The organism is Pseudomonas sp. PDM02, assembly GCF_014852285.1.
GTDB lineage: Bacteria > Pseudomonadota > Gammaproteobacteria > Pseudomonadales > Pseudomonadaceae > Aquipseudomonas > Aquipseudomonas migulae.
On record NZ_JACVBL010000014.1, the window covers coordinates 1 to 17,110 of the forward strand.

General features: G+C 62.8%; 11 protein-coding genes. 7 read left to right on the forward strand and 4 right to left on the reverse strand.

Going from position 1 to position 17,110, the window contains the following annotated elements; genetic code table 11:
* Positions 1–412 precede the first annotated feature (412 nt).
* Positions 413–1,432 (reverse strand): alpha/beta hydrolase, encoded by a 1,020-nt coding sequence (locus tag IB245_RS22785; RefSeq protein WP_008032696.1) that lies wholly within the window; start codon positions 1,430–1,432, stop codon positions 413–415.
* A 156-nt stretch (positions 1,433–1,588) separates the two neighbouring features.
* Here IB245_RS22785 and IB245_RS22790 point away from each other — a divergent pair, with 156 nt between their 5' ends.
* Positions 1,589–2,485: a LysR family transcriptional regulator gene (locus IB245_RS22790; protein ID WP_192228719.1), complete on the forward strand. Its 897-nt coding sequence runs from the start codon at positions 1,589–1,591 to the stop codon at positions 2,483–2,485.
* Between the two features lie 134 nt (positions 2,486–2,619).
* Here the strand turns inward: IB245_RS22790 and IB245_RS29115 are convergent, their stop codons facing one another.
* From IB245_RS29115 to gspG, 3 genes are all read right to left on the reverse strand, one after another.
* Entirely contained in the window at positions 2,620–3,270 is a 651-nt protein-coding gene (locus tag IB245_RS29115) for a hypothetical protein (protein WP_225609960.1), read from the reverse strand.
* Positions 3,271–3,418: 148 nt separating this feature from the next.
* Positions 3,419–4,606 carry a type II secretion system F family protein gene (locus IB245_RS22805; protein WP_192228722.1) on the reverse strand — a complete coding sequence of 396 codons (1,188 nt, stop codon included), beginning with the start codon at positions 4,604–4,606 and terminating at the stop codon, positions 3,419–3,421.
* A gap of 12 nt (positions 4,607–4,618) precedes the next feature.
* On the reverse strand, positions 4,619–5,068 hold the full coding sequence (gene gspG / locus IB245_RS22810; RefSeq protein WP_008043382.1) for a type II secretion system major pseudopilin GspG: 450 nt from the start codon (positions 5,066–5,068) through the stop codon (positions 4,619–4,621).
* 195 nt (positions 5,069–5,263) lie between these two features.
* Between gspG and IB245_RS22815 the strand changes: the two genes are divergently transcribed.
* The 6 genes from IB245_RS22815 to IB245_RS22840 all read left to right on the forward strand — a co-directional run bounded on the left by IB245_RS22815 (position 5,264) and on the right by IB245_RS22840 (position 17,101).
* Positions 5,264–5,872, forward strand: a complete 609-nt coding sequence (locus IB245_RS22815; RefSeq protein WP_192228723.1) for a lytic transglycosylase domain-containing protein — start codon at positions 5,264–5,266, stop codon at positions 5,870–5,872.
* Positions 5,873–6,180: 308 nt separating this feature from the next.
* Positions 6,181–11,988, forward strand: coding sequence for a manganese-oxidizing multicopper oxidase MnxG (gene mnxG / locus IB245_RS22820; protein WP_192228724.1), 5,808 nt, complete (start codon positions 6,181–6,183; stop codon positions 11,986–11,988).
* Positions 11,989–12,301: 313 nt separating this feature from the next.
* Positions 12,302–14,254, forward strand: a complete 1,953-nt coding sequence (locus IB245_RS22825; RefSeq protein WP_192228725.1) for a YncE family protein — start codon at positions 12,302–12,304, stop codon at positions 14,252–14,254.
* A 13-nt stretch (positions 14,255–14,267) separates the two neighbouring features.
* Positions 14,268–14,924, forward strand: coding sequence for an SCO family protein (locus IB245_RS22830; protein WP_192228726.1), 657 nt, complete (start codon positions 14,268–14,270; stop codon positions 14,922–14,924).
* Entirely contained in the window at positions 14,921–15,541 is a 621-nt protein-coding gene (locus IB245_RS22835) for an SCO family protein (RefSeq protein ID WP_008043374.1), read from the forward strand. Before IB245_RS22830 ends, IB245_RS22835 begins: the two co-directional genes overlap by 4 nt.
* Positions 15,542–15,550: 9 nt before the next feature.
* Positions 15,551–17,101 carry an ABC transporter substrate-binding protein gene (locus IB245_RS22840; protein ID WP_192228727.1) on the forward strand — a complete coding sequence of 517 codons (1,551 nt, stop codon included), beginning with the start codon at positions 15,551–15,553 and terminating at the stop codon, positions 17,099–17,101.
* Positions 17,102–17,110 lie beyond the last annotated feature (9 nt).

A 17,110-nucleotide genomic window follows, 5' to 3' on the forward strand; every position in this document is an offset into this window, starting at 1 on the left:
CCCGATCCCCTGTAGGAGCCAGGCTTGCCGGCGATGGCGTACTTGAGGGCGCCTTCGCGAGCAAGCTTCGCTCCTACAGTTGAACTGTGCGAACCCGATCCCCTGTAGGAGCCAGGCTTGCCGGCGAAGGCGTACTTGAGGGCGCCTTCGCGAGCAAGCTTCGCTCCTACAGTTGAACTGTGCGAACCCGATCCCCTGTAGGAGCCAGGCTTGCCGGCGAAGGCGTATTTGAGGGCGCCTTCGCGAGCAAGCTTCGCTCCTACAGTTGAACTGTGTGAACCCGATCCCCTGTAGGAGCCAGGCTTGCCGGCGAAGGCGTATTTGAGGGCGCCTTCGCCGGCAAACGGAGCGCCGCCCGGCCGCTCCTACAGAAAAGCCCCTCGCACGATGACCGTGGGAGGGGCGTGGGAACTCAGTTCAGATGAGTCTTGAGTTCCAGCGCGGCCTGACGCACCGCCGCTTTCACTTCCGGAATCTGGCTCAGCGGATTGAGCAAGCCGAAGTCGTGAATCATCCCGTTGTAACGCACCGCCGTGACCGGCACACCGGCCGCATCGAGGTGGCGGGCATACGCTTCGCCTTCGTCACGCAACACGTCGAACTCGGCGGTCTGCACCAACGCTGCCGGCAAGCCCTTGAGCTGTTCGGCGCTGGCCTGCAACGGCGAGGCGTGGATCTGCGCACGCTCGGCCTGGTCGGTGGTGTAGTTGTCCCAGAACCAATTCATCATGCCTTTGGTGAGGAAGTGGCCTTCGGCAAATTGCTGGTACGAGCCGGTGTCGAACTGTGCGTTGGTCACTGGCCACATCAACAACTGGAAGCGCAGCGCCGGGGCTTTCTGTTCCTTGGCCATCAATGCCACGACCGCAGCCATGTTGCCACCGACGCTGTTACCGGCCACCGCAAGACGCTTGCCGTCGACGCCGATGTCCTTGCCATGCTCGGCCACCCAACGGGTCGCGGCGTAGGCCTGGTTGATCGCGGTCGGGTAGTGCGCTTCCGGCGACGGCGTGTAATCGACATACACCGCGACGGCACCGGAGCCGACCACCAGGTCATGAATCAAGCGTTGGTGAGTCGGGTAATCGCCCAGCACCCAGCCGCCACCGTGGAAGAACATGAACACCGGCAACTCACCTTTGACCTTGGCCGGGCGCACGATTTTCAGGTTGATGGTTTGACCATCGACCTTGATTGCACGATCGCTGACGTCCACACCCGACAGATCAACCTTGACCGAGTTTTGCGCACCGGTCAGCACCGCACGGGCGTCTTTCGGGCTCAACTGCTCAAGCGGTTTACCGCCACCGGCGGCGAGGGCTTCGAGGAAGGCTTGAGTGTTGTGTTCAACGCCTGGGCTGCCAGCGGCAAAGGCGTTGCCGACGGAGAGGGCGAGCAGGGAAGCGGTCAGGGTTTTTTTGACGAGGTTCATGAGCAAATCCTTTTTAATTAGAGATTGGTTACCTAAGGGTCAGGTTGCTGCTGCGCTGGGACTCAGGCCTCAGCAACACCGTGGACACAGATTAATAGGGTGCTCGAAAGGGAAAAAGCGGCTATAAAGCGTTTAACTGTCAACCGGAAAGTGACAATGAACCCGTTCGAAGATATGCGTATTTTTTGCCAGGTCATGGACTCCGGCAGCTTCACCTCGGCCGCCGATCAATTGGGCCTGTCCAAGCAGTTCGTCAGCCGTCGCTTGATGCAACTCGAAGAACGCCTGGGCGTACGGTTGCTCAACCGCTCCACGCGGCGCCTGGACGTCACGCCGCTGGGCCAGAGTTATTATGAGTCGGCGTTGCGCTTGCTCAGCGAAGTCGAGCAGGTGGAACAGGGCATCGCCGGCCAGACCACCGAACCGCGCGGCACCATTCGCGTGAGCGCGCCGTTGTCGTTTGCGGTGGCGCATTTGGGGTGTTTGCTGCCGGTGTTCTTGCAGCGTTATCGCGATGTCACGGTGGAAGTGGATTTGAGCGATCGCCCGGTGGATCTGCTCAGCGAGGGTTACGATCTGGCGTTGCGCATCGGCATCCTCGAAGACTCGACGCTGATCGCCCGCCGCATCGCTTCGATCCAGCGGGTGTATTGCGCCAGCCCGGCTTACCTGGCCGAGCGCGGTACGCCGGGTAAACCCGAGGACCTGCACACACACGACTGCCTGCCGTATGGCCACGGCCGCCAGGTGCAATGGCGTTTTGAAGGGCAGGGCAAGCCACTGGCGGTCAACGTGACCGGGCGGATGCGGGTCAACAATGGTGAGTTGCTCAGGGATGCGGCCATTGCCGGGATGGGGATCACGTATCTGCCGACCTTCATTGTCGGGGCGGCGTTGAAGGATGGGCGGCTGGTGCCGGTGCTGGATGAGTTTCGCCCGCAGCCGCTGACGTTGTCGGCGGTGTACCCGCAGCATCGCCAGAGTTCGCGACCGGTGCAGGCGTTGATCGAGTTTCTGCGCGAGCGGCTGGATCAGGCCGAGGGTGGACTCTAGGTCCACGCGATCCCTGTAGGAGCAAGCTTGCTCGCGAAAGCGGTGTGTCAGACACATTAATGTTGAATGACAGATTGCTATCGCGAGTAAGCTTGCTCCTACAGGGGGCGGTGTTGTCTGTTGGTCAGGGGTGATCAGGACCTTTTGTCATCACCCGGCTCGCCACCGACGTGCACGCCGTGGTCGTCACCCGGTTCACCGCCGACATGAACGCCGTGGTCGTCACCGATTTCGCCGGCGCGATGAACGCCGTGGTCGTCACCGATTTCACCGGCGCGATGAACGCCGCGGTTGTGGCCGACTTCACCGGCATGATGAACGCCGTGGTCGTCACCGATTTCACCGGCATGATGAACGCCACGGTTGTGGCCGACTTCACCGGCGTGGTGAACGCCGTGATCGTCTCCCGGTTCGGCATGGGTGCCGCTGCGACCGGATGAGGCGGTGTTACCGGAATGTCCCGAGCCATGGTCGTTGCCACTGTGACCGCTGCCGCTATTGCCGCCGCCGTTTCCACCGTGACCGCTGCCGCCATTGCCGCCACTGCCGCTTCCGCCGTGACCACCGCCGTTGCCGCCGCCACCGTTTCCACCACCGCCGCCACCGCCAGAGCCACCACCACCGCCGCCAGAGCCACCGCCGCCACCACCACCAGAGCCGCCACCACCCCCACCATCCTTGGCCTGAGCGCTCGATACGCCGGACAGGCTGTCCGGAATCAATACGGTAGACGCCGACAAAACCGCGCCAATAGCTACTGCCAGTAAAAGCTTGTTGATGTGCATGTCGTTCTCCGTCTTTTTATTCAGGTTGGAACGTTGATGAACAATGCAACTTGCTGCTCGATTCAGTGGGAGAACACTGCAACGTTCCGGTTTATTCAGTGGCAACGTCGATGAACGATGAACGGTACGAGTCGACGCTGTCCCGGGGTCAGTGAATGCTCGAGGCCAGTTCGAATATCGGGATGTACATCAGGATCACGATGACCCCGATCAACAGGCCGATGAAGGTCATGAGCAAGGGTTCGAACAAGCGTACGAACCATTCGATCCAGCGGCTGATTTCTTCGTCGTAGAAATCCGCGCTGCGTTCCATCATTTGTCCGAGGTTGCCGGACTGCTCGCCGGCACGCAGCAAGCGCAGGGACACCGGTGTCACGAGGTGATTGAGCTCCAGCGCCGTCGACAGCGATTGCCCCTCGCGCACCCGCTCGCAGGCCTGGTCCAGGCGCACGCGGGAGGCCGCGGTGAGCAGGCCACGGACCATGCCCATGGCGGTGACGAGGGGGATGCCGCCCTGCAGCAGAATCCCCAACGAGCGATAGAAGCGCGCCAGTTCGTACATGAAGATGCGTTGATGGACTGCCGGGAGTTTTTCGATCACCCGGTCCACGCCCCGACGAAAGGCCGGTTGGCGCTGGAGGAAGGCGAAGGCGACGACGACCGCCGCCAAAGTGCCGAAGAATTCGCCCTGGTGAGCATGCAGGAACATCCCGCTGTTCATCAGCACTTGTGACAGCCACGGCAGGTTATTGCCCAGCCCTTCGAACACCAGGCTGAAGCGCGGCACCACGTAACCCATCAGAAACAGCACCACGCCACCTCCCACCACCAGCAACAGCATGGGGTAGATCGAAGCGCTGACGATCTTCTGTCGAACCTCGTCCATGCGCTGGCGATAGCTGACATAGCGGCCCAGCGCATCGCCCACCGCGCCGGTCTTCTCGCTGGACTGCACCAGCGCCACATAGAGCGGTGGGAAAACCGCTGACAACTGACCCAACGCCTGGGAAAACGATTTGCCCTCATAAAGCAGGCGCACCAGTTCACTCAAGGTTTTGCGGGCCTGTGGCGCGATTTCTTTTTCCGCCAGGCTTTCCAGCGCATCGATCAATGGCAGGCCGGCGTTGAGCAGGGTGGTCAGCTCCTGGCTGAACAGCACCAGGTTGAACGTCTCGCGCTTTTGCAGCCGCAACGCCCGCCAGTGCTTTTCGGCTTGCAGGCTGACGACCCGCAGGCCCTGGTCTTCGGCAATGCGTCGGGCTTCGCTGTCCCCATGGGCCTCGACTGTCATCGAGACCACGCCAGCCTTGCCGACGGCCTTGAGATGAAAGCGCATGCTCGCCTCCCGTCACTGCCAACTGGTGATTTCGGCGTTTTCGCCTTCGCCGCCGGGTTGACCGTCCTTGCCCATGGACAACAGGTCGTATTCACCGTTTTCGCCGGGGTAGCGGTAGGTGTAATTGCGGCCCCACGGATCCTGCGGCAGTTTTTTCGCCAGGTAGGGGCCGGTCCAGCGGGTTTCATCACTGGGCGCGGTGACCAGCGCCTGCAAACCCTGTTCGGTCGACGGGTAATGGCCGACCTCCAGGCGGTACAAATCCAGCGCTTTGCCCAGGCCTTCGATTTGCGCCTTGGCCACCTTCACTTCGGAGCGGCCGAGTTGGGCGAAATACTTCGGCGCGACGATGCCGGCCAACAACCCCAGCACCACCAGCACCACCAACAGTTCGAGCAACGTGAACCCGCGCTGGGCTCGCGGTGAGCCGTTACGCGGGGCACAACACAGACGATGATTCATGATGACCTCACACAGTCGGCAGAAGGGTCGCCACAGAGGCTCATGCAATTGCCATGCTCACCCCCGGACATCCTGCCGCAACCCCTGAATTACTGGCCTTCGCGCTTACGGCACAGTGCTTGCGTATGGCTGGTTCACTACCGGTCATTGGGGCAATAGCCCCATTTTTCGGGGCCGGTCAGGGGAGACAGAATAATGAAAACACTCACCACTGGACTGCTCGGCTGCATGCTGCTGGCAGGCACAGCTCAGGCCGATGTATTCGTTTCCGTGGACAGCAAGGGCAGCTACGTTTTGTCCAATGTCCACCGCCCCGGCCGTACCTATGAACGGGTGATCCGCGAGCCTGAATCGGCGCAGGTAAGCCTTGATCAACAGCCACAGATGATTGCCCGGCAACCCTATGCCGAGCTGGTTTCGGCGGCCGCCAAGGCCAATCAATTACCGGCGGCGCTGTTGCATGCGGTGATCCAGGCCGAGTCCCACTATGACTCCGGCGCGACCTCATCGAAGGGGGCTGGCGGGCTGATGCAATTGATGCCCGACACCGCCCGGGAAATGGGCGTGACCAACGTCTATGACCCCAAGGCCAACATTCAGGGCGGGGCCAAATACCTCAAGCGCCTGATGACCCTGTTTGACAACGACATCGCGCTCGCCGTGGCGGCCTACAACGCCGGGCCGCAAGCGGTGCTGAGCCGTGGCGGGGTGATCCCGCCGTTCGCCGAAACCCGCCGTTATGTGCCGAGCGTGCTGCGCCAGTATCGCCGCTTGCAAGGCCTGGCCGTGGATGCGCCGCTGTGATGGGTGATGGCCCCACATGTGGGGCAACACATTCATCTGTAGGAGCCGGCTTGCCGGCGAAAGCATTTTCACAATCACCACCTGTCCACAAATCCGATCGCCAGCAAGCCGGCTCCTACAGGTGTGGGCGTCTTGGTGGAATCAGAGGGCAACCCGAATGGTGGGGATTGGGTGGGGAATATCCCCCGACTTATCAAGTCGTTTACGTAGCTAACTGAAAAATAACAAAAAAATTTATGGCATGCGGATTGCTCCAGGGGATTTGTCGAGAATCATTCCCGTGAGTACCCAAAGCGAGGCCCGTGATTATGACCGGCATACCCCACGCTCATCATTTGGTTAACTTGCTGCTGCTTGTTGCACCCCTGTTTGGCATCGAGTTGGCCGAAGCCGCCGTGCGTTGTGAACGAAATCTGGTGGCGAACGTTGTGGCGCTGGATCAACCGCTGATGTTCAACCGCCTCGGTGCACAAAACGCCAACGGCATGATGTTCGCCCTGCGTCGTGATGTGGTCGACGATCACAATGTGTCCCTGGCCTACGGTGGCGCAGCGGTGCCGGGCAAGGTTTCGCTGCGGCCCGACAAGCGTCCGCGTCCATTGGTGTTGCGGGTTGCCGCCGGTGACTGCCTGACCATCAATCTGCAGAACCTGCTGGCCTATCAGGCCAACCCTGGCAGCCACGACAGCGGCGAGGAAGAAGAGGGGGACATCGAGGGCGAGGTAGAAATCGGCAACGCGGAGCAGTTCAAGGTCGATGAGCAGGTCACCGACCGCCACGTCGGCTTTCAGGTCAACGGTCTGCAGGCGGTCAACAGCATTGACGACATTTCGGCCTACACCGGACGTAACCCCAATACGCTGGTCGCCCCCGGCGCGACCCGTTCCTACACCTTGTACGCTGAGCGTGAAGGAGCGTTCGCAGCCAGCAGCCGCGGTGCAACGTTCGGTGGTGAAGGCGATGCGGGCAACGTCGCCAATGGCCTGTTCGGCGAAGTGGTGGTGGTGCCCAAGGGCGGCCGTACCTATCGCAACACAGTGACCGAAGAAGAAATGCGCCTCGCCAGCACCGGCCGCACGCCGGCCGGTCAACCGATTGTCGATTACCAGGCACGCTACCCGCAGCGTGAACCGTGGATTCGTGAAGGCAAGGCAGGCACGCCGATCATCAACATGGTCGACGGCAACGAAATCATCTCCAGCGAGAGCGATGCGATCGTCATGGGCAGCTACGCCGACGGCAGCTTCCCGCCGTCGACCTATCCGCTGGAAGCCATCGGCAAACGCAACCCGGCGCTGCCTAACCGGCTGGAACCGTTCCGCGATTTCGCCTCGCAATTCCAGGATGAAACCGCCGCGACCCAGGCATTCCCCGCGTACTGGGAAGACCCGGTCATGGCCCACGTGCTGGAGCCGACCCGCGATTCGTTCATGATCAACTACGGCTCCGGCGGCATGGGTGCCGAAGTGGTGGCCAACCGGTTAGGCGTCGGGCCGATGCACGATTGCCTGTCTTGTGCCTATGAAGAATTCTTCCTCAGCTCGCACACTGTCGGCGACGTGGCGATGCTGGTGGACGTACCGGCCAACGCCGGTCTGGAAAGCATCCGGCCGGGCGAAACACCGCGCGCCGATCAGGTCGGGGTCAAGGCGACGATGGCGCTGTATCCATCCGAGCCGTCCAACGTCAACCACAGCTACATCGGTGATTTCGTCAAATTCCGCAACACCCACAACGGCCACGAGCAACACATCTTCCACTTGCACGGGCACCAGTGGCTGTTCAATCCCAACGACGACAACTCTGACTATGTCGACGCCCAAGGCATCGGGCCGGGCGCCGGCTACACCTATGAAATCGCCAACGGCGGGTCGGGCAACCGCAATCGCGTCGCCGGTGATGCGATCTATCACTGCCACTTCTATCCGCACTTCGCCCAAGGCATGTGGAGCATGTGGCGGGTGCACGACGTGTTTGAAGAAGGCACCCGACTCGAGGTGTCCCAGCAGGGCGCCGACGGTTATCACAGCGAACCTTACGCACTGCGCAGCGGTAAACCGGCCGCTGGCGCCCGGGCCTTGCCCGATGGCGAGATCATTGCCGGCACGCCGATTCCAGCGGTCGTGCCGCTACCGGGCAAAGCCATGGCGCCGATGCCGGGCAAGGTCGTGGTCGTGCCGAAAGTCGGCGAGACCCTGGTGGCTGGCAATGATGATGAAGACGGCGACGGTGAGCAAAGCGGTGGCGCCCAGGCCATTGGCTCCCTGGCGCTGGTTGACCGCAGCTACGCCAACCGCAACACCGACGGCAGCCTGAAAAACCCTGGATATCCGTTCTGGATCGGCGGCATGGAAAGTTCGGTCGGCCAACGTCCACCAACCCCACCGCTGGACATGCTCGACGCCGCCAAGGCCTATGCCTTGAAAACCAGCGGCAATGCCTTGTGGGCCAACCTCGATCCGGCGCAGTCCGGTGGCTGGGACGGCGGTTTGGGACGCCATTCCCTGGACGGTTTCTCTGCCGGTGGCGAGGCGAACACCGTGACCACCTCGCTGGATTTCTCCAAGGAAGTGACCCGCGCCAAAGCGCTTTACCTGCCGGAAGAGGGCACCGAAGTTGAACAGGCGGCCATGGCCTTCCACGCGAAAAAAGACCACCCGAGCTTCGCCGTGCTGCCCGGCAATCAAATCGTCGCACGCGCCTTCCGCACTAACGGCGCGCTGCCAGTCGCCGGTGCGCCTTTCTACGAACCGTGCATGGACGACCGGCAGAAACGCCTGACCAGCAGTGCCGGCATGGGCGAGTTTTTCAGCGGCGAACGGCTCGACGGCATGTCCTTCAGCGGGGCCTCGACCTTCACGGCTGACCGGCCACGGGTCTACAAAGCGGCGAACATCCAGTTCGACGCGGTCTACAACAAGGTCGGCTACCACTTCCCGCAAGCGCGCATTCTGGCCCTGTGGGAAGACGCCTGGCCGGTGATCACCAAGCAGCGTCCACCAGAGCCTTTGGTGATGCGCATGAACACCCTCGACTGCGTGCAATACCAGCAAACCAACCTGGTGCCGGCCACCTATGAAATGGACGACTATCAGGTGCGCACGCCGACTGACGTGATCGGCCAGCACATTCACTTGCCGAAATGGGACCTGACGGCGGCGGACGGATCGGCCAACGGCTGGAACTACGAAGACGGCGTACTTTCCCCCGGTGCGGTGCAAGAACGCATCCACGCCATTCGCGAGTTCAACCAATGCCAGGGCGCTGACCCGCGTGACGGCACACCGGCCTGCCCGAAAGCTAAAAACCACCCGTACTTCGGCCAGTTTGGCCGGGCCGACTGGGTCGGGGCGCGCACCGCGATGCAGCGCTGGTTTGCCGACCCGGTGGTGAACAGCAAAGGCGTCGACCGTGGCCTAGGGACCATTTTTACCCACGATCATCTCGGGCCATCGACTCACCAGCAGATTGGTCTGTACGCCACCGTGCTCGCTGAACCGGCCGGTTCCACCTGGTTCCACGCCGAAACCGGCGAGCCGTTGTACAGCGGCGCGCGCCAGGATGGCGGGCCGACTTCGTGGCAAGCCGTGGTGTCCACCGGCGACCTGGACGGTGACGGCAAGAACGACAGCTTCCGTGAATTCTTCCTCGAATACAGCGACTTCCAGCATGCCTATGAAGCCGGTGTGTACGTGGGAGCGGGTCCCAATGGGGTGCCGAATCCACAAGCGTTCCCGGCCACCGCGGACAGTTTCCGCTACGCGATCAATCCGCCGGTGCGCAACAACGCCAGCACCCTGTTGGACGGCATTCTCGAAGTGCAGGGCGGTATGGTCCCCGGTTGTCCGAGCCGGCCGTGCCCACAAGCGATCTCGGTCGATGACCCCGGCATGTTCGTGGTCAACTACCGCAACGAACCGCTGGCCCTGCGGGTATACGACCCCTACAAGATCGGCCCGGACGGCAAGCGCGGCATGCAGGCCTACGGCCTCGGCGGCGATCTGGCGTACGCCATGCAAAGCCGCACCGACCGTGCGATCCCGGCGATGAACCAGGCGCCGAACCTGATCACCGCCGCCACCGGCCCGACTGGCGGCACCACTTTGTTCCCGCCGCACATCAACCGTGGCGGCGCGGAACCGGGTGATCCGTTCACGCCGATGCTGCGTACCTACACCGGTGACAACGTGCGGCTGCGGGTGCATGCCGGCGGTCACGAAGAAGAGCACAACGTGACCCTGCACGGCGTGAAGTGGCTGCAAAGCGGTTCCGGTTACGGCAACAGCTCCAACTCGGGTTGGCGCTCGTCGCAAATGATCGGGATCTCCGAGCAGATGGGCTTTATTGCGCCGGTCTCGATGCTGTCCAGCTCGGCGGCGACCACGGGTGATTACCTGTACTCGATGGACGCCTCCCTCGAAGGTTACTGGAGCGGGATCTGGGGCGTGATGCGTAACTACACGGCCCAGCGCAGCGATCTGTTCGCGCTGCCGAACAACCCGAAACCGGCGGGGATGCGCAACACCGTGGCGTTCGACGGTACCTGTCCACGGATCAGCGCCAACCCCAACGGCATCGGCACCCGGCCGACCGTGCAACGCAACTATGAAGTGGTCGCGGCACTGGCCAACGACATTCTCGGCAATCCGCTGAACCTGGTCCTCGGCGATCCGGAGAGCATCGGCCAGCATGTCGGCGGGCCGTTGAATCCGGCGGGCGGCACCCTGGTGTACAACTCGCGGGTGGTCAATATTCCGCAGGTCACCGTGACTGATCCGGAAGATGGCGAAACCATCACCATCGGCGGGCAAAGCGGTCCGTTGCATGACCCGACCGCGATCATTTACGTGCGCAAGTCTGACCTCGATACGGTCACCGGCAAGCTCAAGCCTGGTGTGCCTGTCGAACCGCTGGTGCTGCGCGCAACGGCGGGGGACTGCATCAACATCACCCTGGAAAACCGTCTGCCCATGGTCATGCCGGACCTGACCCAGACGGCGGTGATGCAAGGCATCGTCAAACGTGATCGCAACAGCGGACAGGGCTCGACCACCTTCAGCAACAACCTGATGCGGCCGTCCAGCCACGTGGGCCTGCACGCCCAATTGCTGGCGTACGACATCACCAAATCCGACGGTACCAACGTCGGCGCCAACCCGATCCAGACCGTGCCACCACGGGTTGGCAACAGCGGCGCCTACCCGACCCGTACGTATCAGTACTACGCCGGGCACCTGGAGCGCGAAGGCAAACCGATCACTCAACTGGGCCGCAACGTCGACAACATCAACGCCACGGCCGTGGAGTTCGGCGGGTTGAATTTCACCCCGGCGGACGTGATCAAGCAACCGCAGAAAGGCCTGGGTGGCGCGATGAGCATCCTGCCGGTCGGTGCTACCTGGGTGGACGACGCGCGCAAAGTCACGGCGACGGTCACCGCACCGGGGCAGACCCCTTACCGCGACTTTGCGATGGTCTGGCAGAAAGCCTTGAACATTCGCTGGGCCAATGGCCGGCCGGTGGAAGGCATCGCTGCCGAAGGCCTCGGTGTGCCGACCGATCCACAGGACAACTCAAGCATGGCCATCAACTACAAGTCCGAGCCGATATGGTTCCGCTTCGGCCTGGCGCCGGATGCGCCGTTCGGTCATGCCGACGGCGCGGGTTACGGCGACGTGCCCAACGCGCACATGGCGTACAGCAATGCGCTGGTGGGCGGCGATCCGCAGACGCCGGTGCTGTATGTGAAACCGGGGCAACCGTTCCGCACGCACATCCTGATGCCATCCGGGGGTAGCCGCGGCACGACGTTCCAGCTGGACGGTCACGTCTGGTCGGTCAACCCGTTCCAGTCGGAGAAGAGCGACACCAGCGGTTATCCGATGAGTACGCCTGGCGTGGGTTCGGTGCGGTTCGGGCTCAACCCGATGTCGATGTACATCGGCGCCCGCGAAAGCGTCCTGCCGGCGGCGCACTTCAGCTTCATGCACCCGAGCGCCGGGGGCAGCAACGCGATACCGGGCGACTACCTGTTCCGCGATTACGGCGCCTACGGCAATACCGCCGGGCTTTGGGGCTTGTTGCGCGTGACCAACGAACCAGAACCGGCACCGTAGACGTTGTGCGACACCAGCCCTGTAGGAGCGAAGCTTGCTCGCGAAGGGGACACCTCGGTTGTGGGTGGTATGGCGGATGACGCCTTCGCGGGCAAGCCTCGCTCCTACAAGGGATCGGGTTTACAGGGTTCGAAGTGTAGGAGCTGGCTTGCCAGCGATGGCGGCCGTGAGATTGATGCCAGGCGTAAGGGCCTCATCGCCAGCAAGCCGGCTCCTACAAGGGATCGGGTTCGCACAGGGCAAATTGTAGGAGCTGGCTTGCCAGCGATGGCGGCCGCAAGACAGGCGCAGATCTGTAAGGGGAGAAGGTGACATGAACAGGACCACTGCAATTGCCGGTTGTGCGCTGGTTGTCGGGCTGGCGCTGATCTGGCTGGGCGTCTGGCGCACGACTCCGCCCGACATGCTCAGCGAGATAGCGCTACCGGACACCTGGAGCGGTCAGACGCTGGAGCGTGACGGCGTGTCCGTAACCTTGCAAATGCAGCCATTGGTCGAGGACGGTGTGCTGCGCGAAGGCGAGTTTGCCGACGTGCTCTTCCGGGTCAGTGACAGCGCTTCGGGCCAACCCCTTTCCGGCGTCAATCCCGGTGCCTGGCTGGACCCGGAAACCGTTGCCGCCGACCTGGCCCAGGGCCGTGACCGGAGCTGCAAATCCCGGGTCGGGGTGTTCCTGAAATCGAGCATCGGCGCACGGCCGCTGCTCGACCTGAACAGCTATTTCCTGCTGGTGATGAACCGTGATGCCAGCGTCTCCGTGGTCGACCCGTCGGTCTCGGTGGGCGGCATCACCAGCACCATGGCTCGCATCGACCTCAAGCGGCCGCCAATGGATTGGGTTACACCAAAGGACAACAAACGCGTATTCATCTCCATGCCCACCGCCGGCGAAGTGGCGGTGATCGACAGCGAGCAGTTCAAGTTGATCGCCTCGGTGGCCGCCGGCACCCACCCGGTGCGCGTAGCGTTGCAACCGGACGAGCGCCTGCTGTGGGTCGGCAACAATGCGCCGAAGGCCGAAGCGTCCGGGGTCACCGTGATCGACAGCCAAAGCCTGAAACCGCTCAAACACCTGGCCACCGGCGCCGGGCATCACGAAATTGCCTTCAGCAAGGACAGCCGGTTTGCCTTCATCACCAACCGCGACGACGGCACGCTGAGCATTATCGACATCGCCAGCCTGACCCTCAGCAAGCAACTCAAGACCGGCTCGCATCCTTTGTCGGTGGCGTACTCGCCGCTGTCCCAGGCGGTGTATGTCGCCGACGGCAAGGACGGCACCGTGACCGTGGTCGATACCGCCAGCCTCGACGTGCGCCGGGTGATCAAGATGAAACAGGGCCTGGGCCCGATGGGTTTCAGCGCCGACGGTCGATTTGGCATCGTCCTCAACACCCTGGAAAACCAGGTGGCCGTGATCGATACCGCCACCGATTCGCTGGTCCATGAACTGGACGTGTCCGCCGAACCGTATCAACTGGTGTTCACCAAGGCTTACGCCTATGTGCGCGGGCTGGCGTCGCCCAAGGTGACGATGATCAACCTGTCGTCGCTCGGTGAAGGTCGCCAGCCGATCAGCCAGGGTTTCGAAGCCGGGCCCCAGGCGCCACGGCTGGCCGGTGATTTGCCGCTGGCGTCGAGCCTTGCGGTATCGCGGGACGACAACGCGGTGTTTGTGGTCAACCCGGTGGACAACACCACCTATTTCTACGCCGAAGGCATGAACGCACCGATGTCCGGTTACCCCAATCGCGGGCAAGTGGCGCGGGCGGCGATGGTCATCGACCGCAGCCTGCGCGAAGTCGAGCCGGGGCTGTACAGCGCGCGGGTCAAACTGCCTCCGGCCGGGCGTTTCGACGTGGCGTTCCTGCTCAACCAGCCGAACATCATCCATTGCTTCACGACGCTGGTTGAACCGGATACCCGCCTCAGCCGACACCCCGGCGTACCGAAAGTCGAATTCCTGCTCGACAACGCCACGGCCGCCCTCGGCAGCCCGTACACCGTGCGCTTTCGCATCGTTGAGGGCCAACAGAAAGCCCAGCGCAGCGGCGTGAAAGACGTGCAGGTGCGCTACTTCCGCGCCCCGACTTCGCGGGCCCGGGAAGTCGCGGCCCTTGAGGTCGGCAACGGAATCTACGAAGCCCCAGTGACGCTCGACCAGAACGGCGCCTGGTACCTGCACGTGCGTGCGGCGTCCCTTGGCGCGAATTTCGATGACAAGACCTTTGCCAGCGTTCGGGTCCTGCCCGGCGATGCCCGTTGAAGAGGAAATTGACATGAACCGATTCGCACACCGTGGACTGCTGACGTTCTGCCTGTTGACCGTCGGCGTGGGGCAAGCCCTGGCGCACTCGGCGGATGAACACGCCGGGCACGACATGCCGGCCAAAGGCGCCCGTTCGGAAAGCGCCCAGGTCAAGTTCGCCGACGTCGCGCTGGTGGACCAGAACGGCAAACCGGTGCGTTTGGAGAAGGATCTGGTGACCAACAAAATCGTGGTCATGAGCTTCATTTACACCAGTTGCACCACGGTGTGCCCGGTGGTGTCGTCGATCATGGGCAAAGTGCAGAAACAGCTGGGCGCGCGGGTGGGTACCGAGGTGCAACTGGTATCGATCAGCATCGACCCGCAGCGTGATGACGCCAAACGCCTGAACGCCTACGCCCGCAGCTTCCAGAACGGTCCGGGCTGGAGCTGGCTGACCGGCAGTGCGCAATCGATCGACGCCACGCTCAAAGGCCTCGGCACGTTCAGCGGCGACTTCAAGAACCACCCGCCGCTGATCCTCGTCGGCGACGGCAACAGCCGCCACTGGACGCGCTATTACGGCTTCACCGACCCGACCGTACTGACCCGTGAAGTGGAGAAACTCAGCGGCCAGCGCAACAGCCACGCCAAACACACCGCCATTGCCATGGAGCAGCAACCATGAGAGTCATCGACTGGGTTGCGTTGAGCCTGTGCTTCTGGATTTTCAGCTCGTTGGCCTTCGCTCACGAAGGGCACGAAGAACCCGCTCCTGTCGTGGCCACCGCGCAACCGTCGAGCGGCACGCGCGATGCGAAAACCTGGTTCACCGACACGCCGTTGCAGGACCAGAACGGCGAGACCCTGCGCTTCTACAGCGACGCGCTGCATAACCGCGTGGTGCTGCTGAACGTGATTTTCACCAGTTGCACGGATGCCTGCCCGCTGATCACTCGCAAGCTCAAGGAAGTGCGTGAGTTGCTGGGCGACAAAGCAGACGGCATTACCTTTATCTCCCTTACCAGTGATCCGCTGCGGGATACCCCGGCGGTACTCAAGGCTTACACCTTGAAGCAGGGCGTCAATGGCCCCCACTGGCTTTTTCTCACTGGCGACAAGGCGCAAATGGATCTGGTGCTGGGGCGCATCGGCCAGATCGTGCCGACTCCCGAGCAACATTCAACGCAACTGATTGTGGGTGACGTGGCCAACAAACGCTGGAGCAAAATCCGCCCCGATGCCCCGGCCGCCGCCATTGCCCAGCGCTTGCAATTGCTGACAATGCCCGTGGCCGGTCGCTGAGCCCGCACCATGAAAATCTCCCTGATCCTCGGCCTGTTCCTGATCGGCAATCTTCATTGCGCTGCCGATACGTTGCCCTTGAACCCTGACGAAAGTGCCGGCAAACGGCTGTACCGCGAGGGCGTGTCGGGCAGCGGTGAACCGATCATGGCGCGTATCGGGGCGACGGGCATGTTGCTGCCGGCCACCAGCCTGCCGTGCGCCAACTGCCACGGCACCGATGGCCTGGGCCGGCCCGAGGGCGGGGTGCGTCCACCCGATCTGAGCTGGTCGCGGCTGACCAGCACCTATGGCCAACGGCACGTCAATGGCCGCAACTACCCGGCGTACACCGACGGCACCCTGGCGCGGGCGATTCAGGAGGGGCGCGATTCCGCCAACAATCGCCTCGACCCGGCGATGCCGCGGTTCGTGCTATCGATGAAGGATCAGCGCAACCTCACGGCCTACCTCAAACGCCTGGCTGATGAGCGCGACCCCGGCCTGACGCCTGACAGCCTGCACCTGGGCACGTTGTTGCCGAGTCAGGGACCGTTGGCGGAAGAGGGCGCGACGGTGGCGGCGGTACTCAAAGGCAGCGTGGCGCGAATCAACAAGGCGGGGGGGATTCATGGCCGGCAGGTGCGCCTGACGATCCTCGACCCGGGGCCGGACCCTGTCAGTGCCGGGCGGGCGCTGGATCAGTTGATCTATCAGGAGCAGGTGTTTGCCCTGATCGCGCCACTGGCGCCGGCACTCGACACGCAACTGGTTTCGCGTCTGGAGCAGGCGGGCATTCCGTTGATTGGTCCGCTCTCGTTGCAGGGTACGGCGCAGAGCAGTCGACAGATTTTTGAGCCGATGCCAGGGGCGCGCGAGCAACTGATCGCCCTGGCCGATTACGCCACCGGGAGTTTGCGCGTGCTCCAGGGCCCGACGCTGATTACCTACACGGACGATCCCGGTCAACGACTGGCGGCTCATACCCTGCGTCAGTATTTGCAAGATCACGCCTGGCAAAATGTCAGCCTGCAGGCCTACGACCCGGTAAAGGACCAATTGCCGCTGGGCTCGCGCTCGTTGTTTTACCTGGGCTGCGGTAGCGATTTCAGCCTGCTCGCCGAAAGGTTGCAGAGGGCGGGGCAGGTTCCTTACCTGTTCGCCATGGCGAATCAGGTAGCGGGTGACCTTTTGCGAGTGCCCAGTGGTTTTTCCCGGCGGTTGTTCTTGTCCTATCCGTTCGTGCCCAGCGACTGGACGCTGGCCGGGCGCCTGGCCCTGATCCAGTTGCGCGAACAGCAGGGGCTCGGTGGCCAGCACGCGGTGCTGCAAGTCGGCGCGTTCAGTTCGATGCTGTTGCTCAGCGAAGGCATGAAGCAGGCCGGGCGCGACGCCAGCCGCGAGAAGCTGATCTATGCGCTGGAAGGCCTGCATGACTTCGACACCGGGCTGACCCCGCGCCTCAACTTCGGGCCGGGCCAGCGGCTGGGCTTGAGCGGCGCGCATATCGTCACCGTGGATTTGCCCGACCAGCGCTTCTACCTGGTCGCCCCTTACAAGCCCATTACCGCGAAACCCTGACCGGAGGCC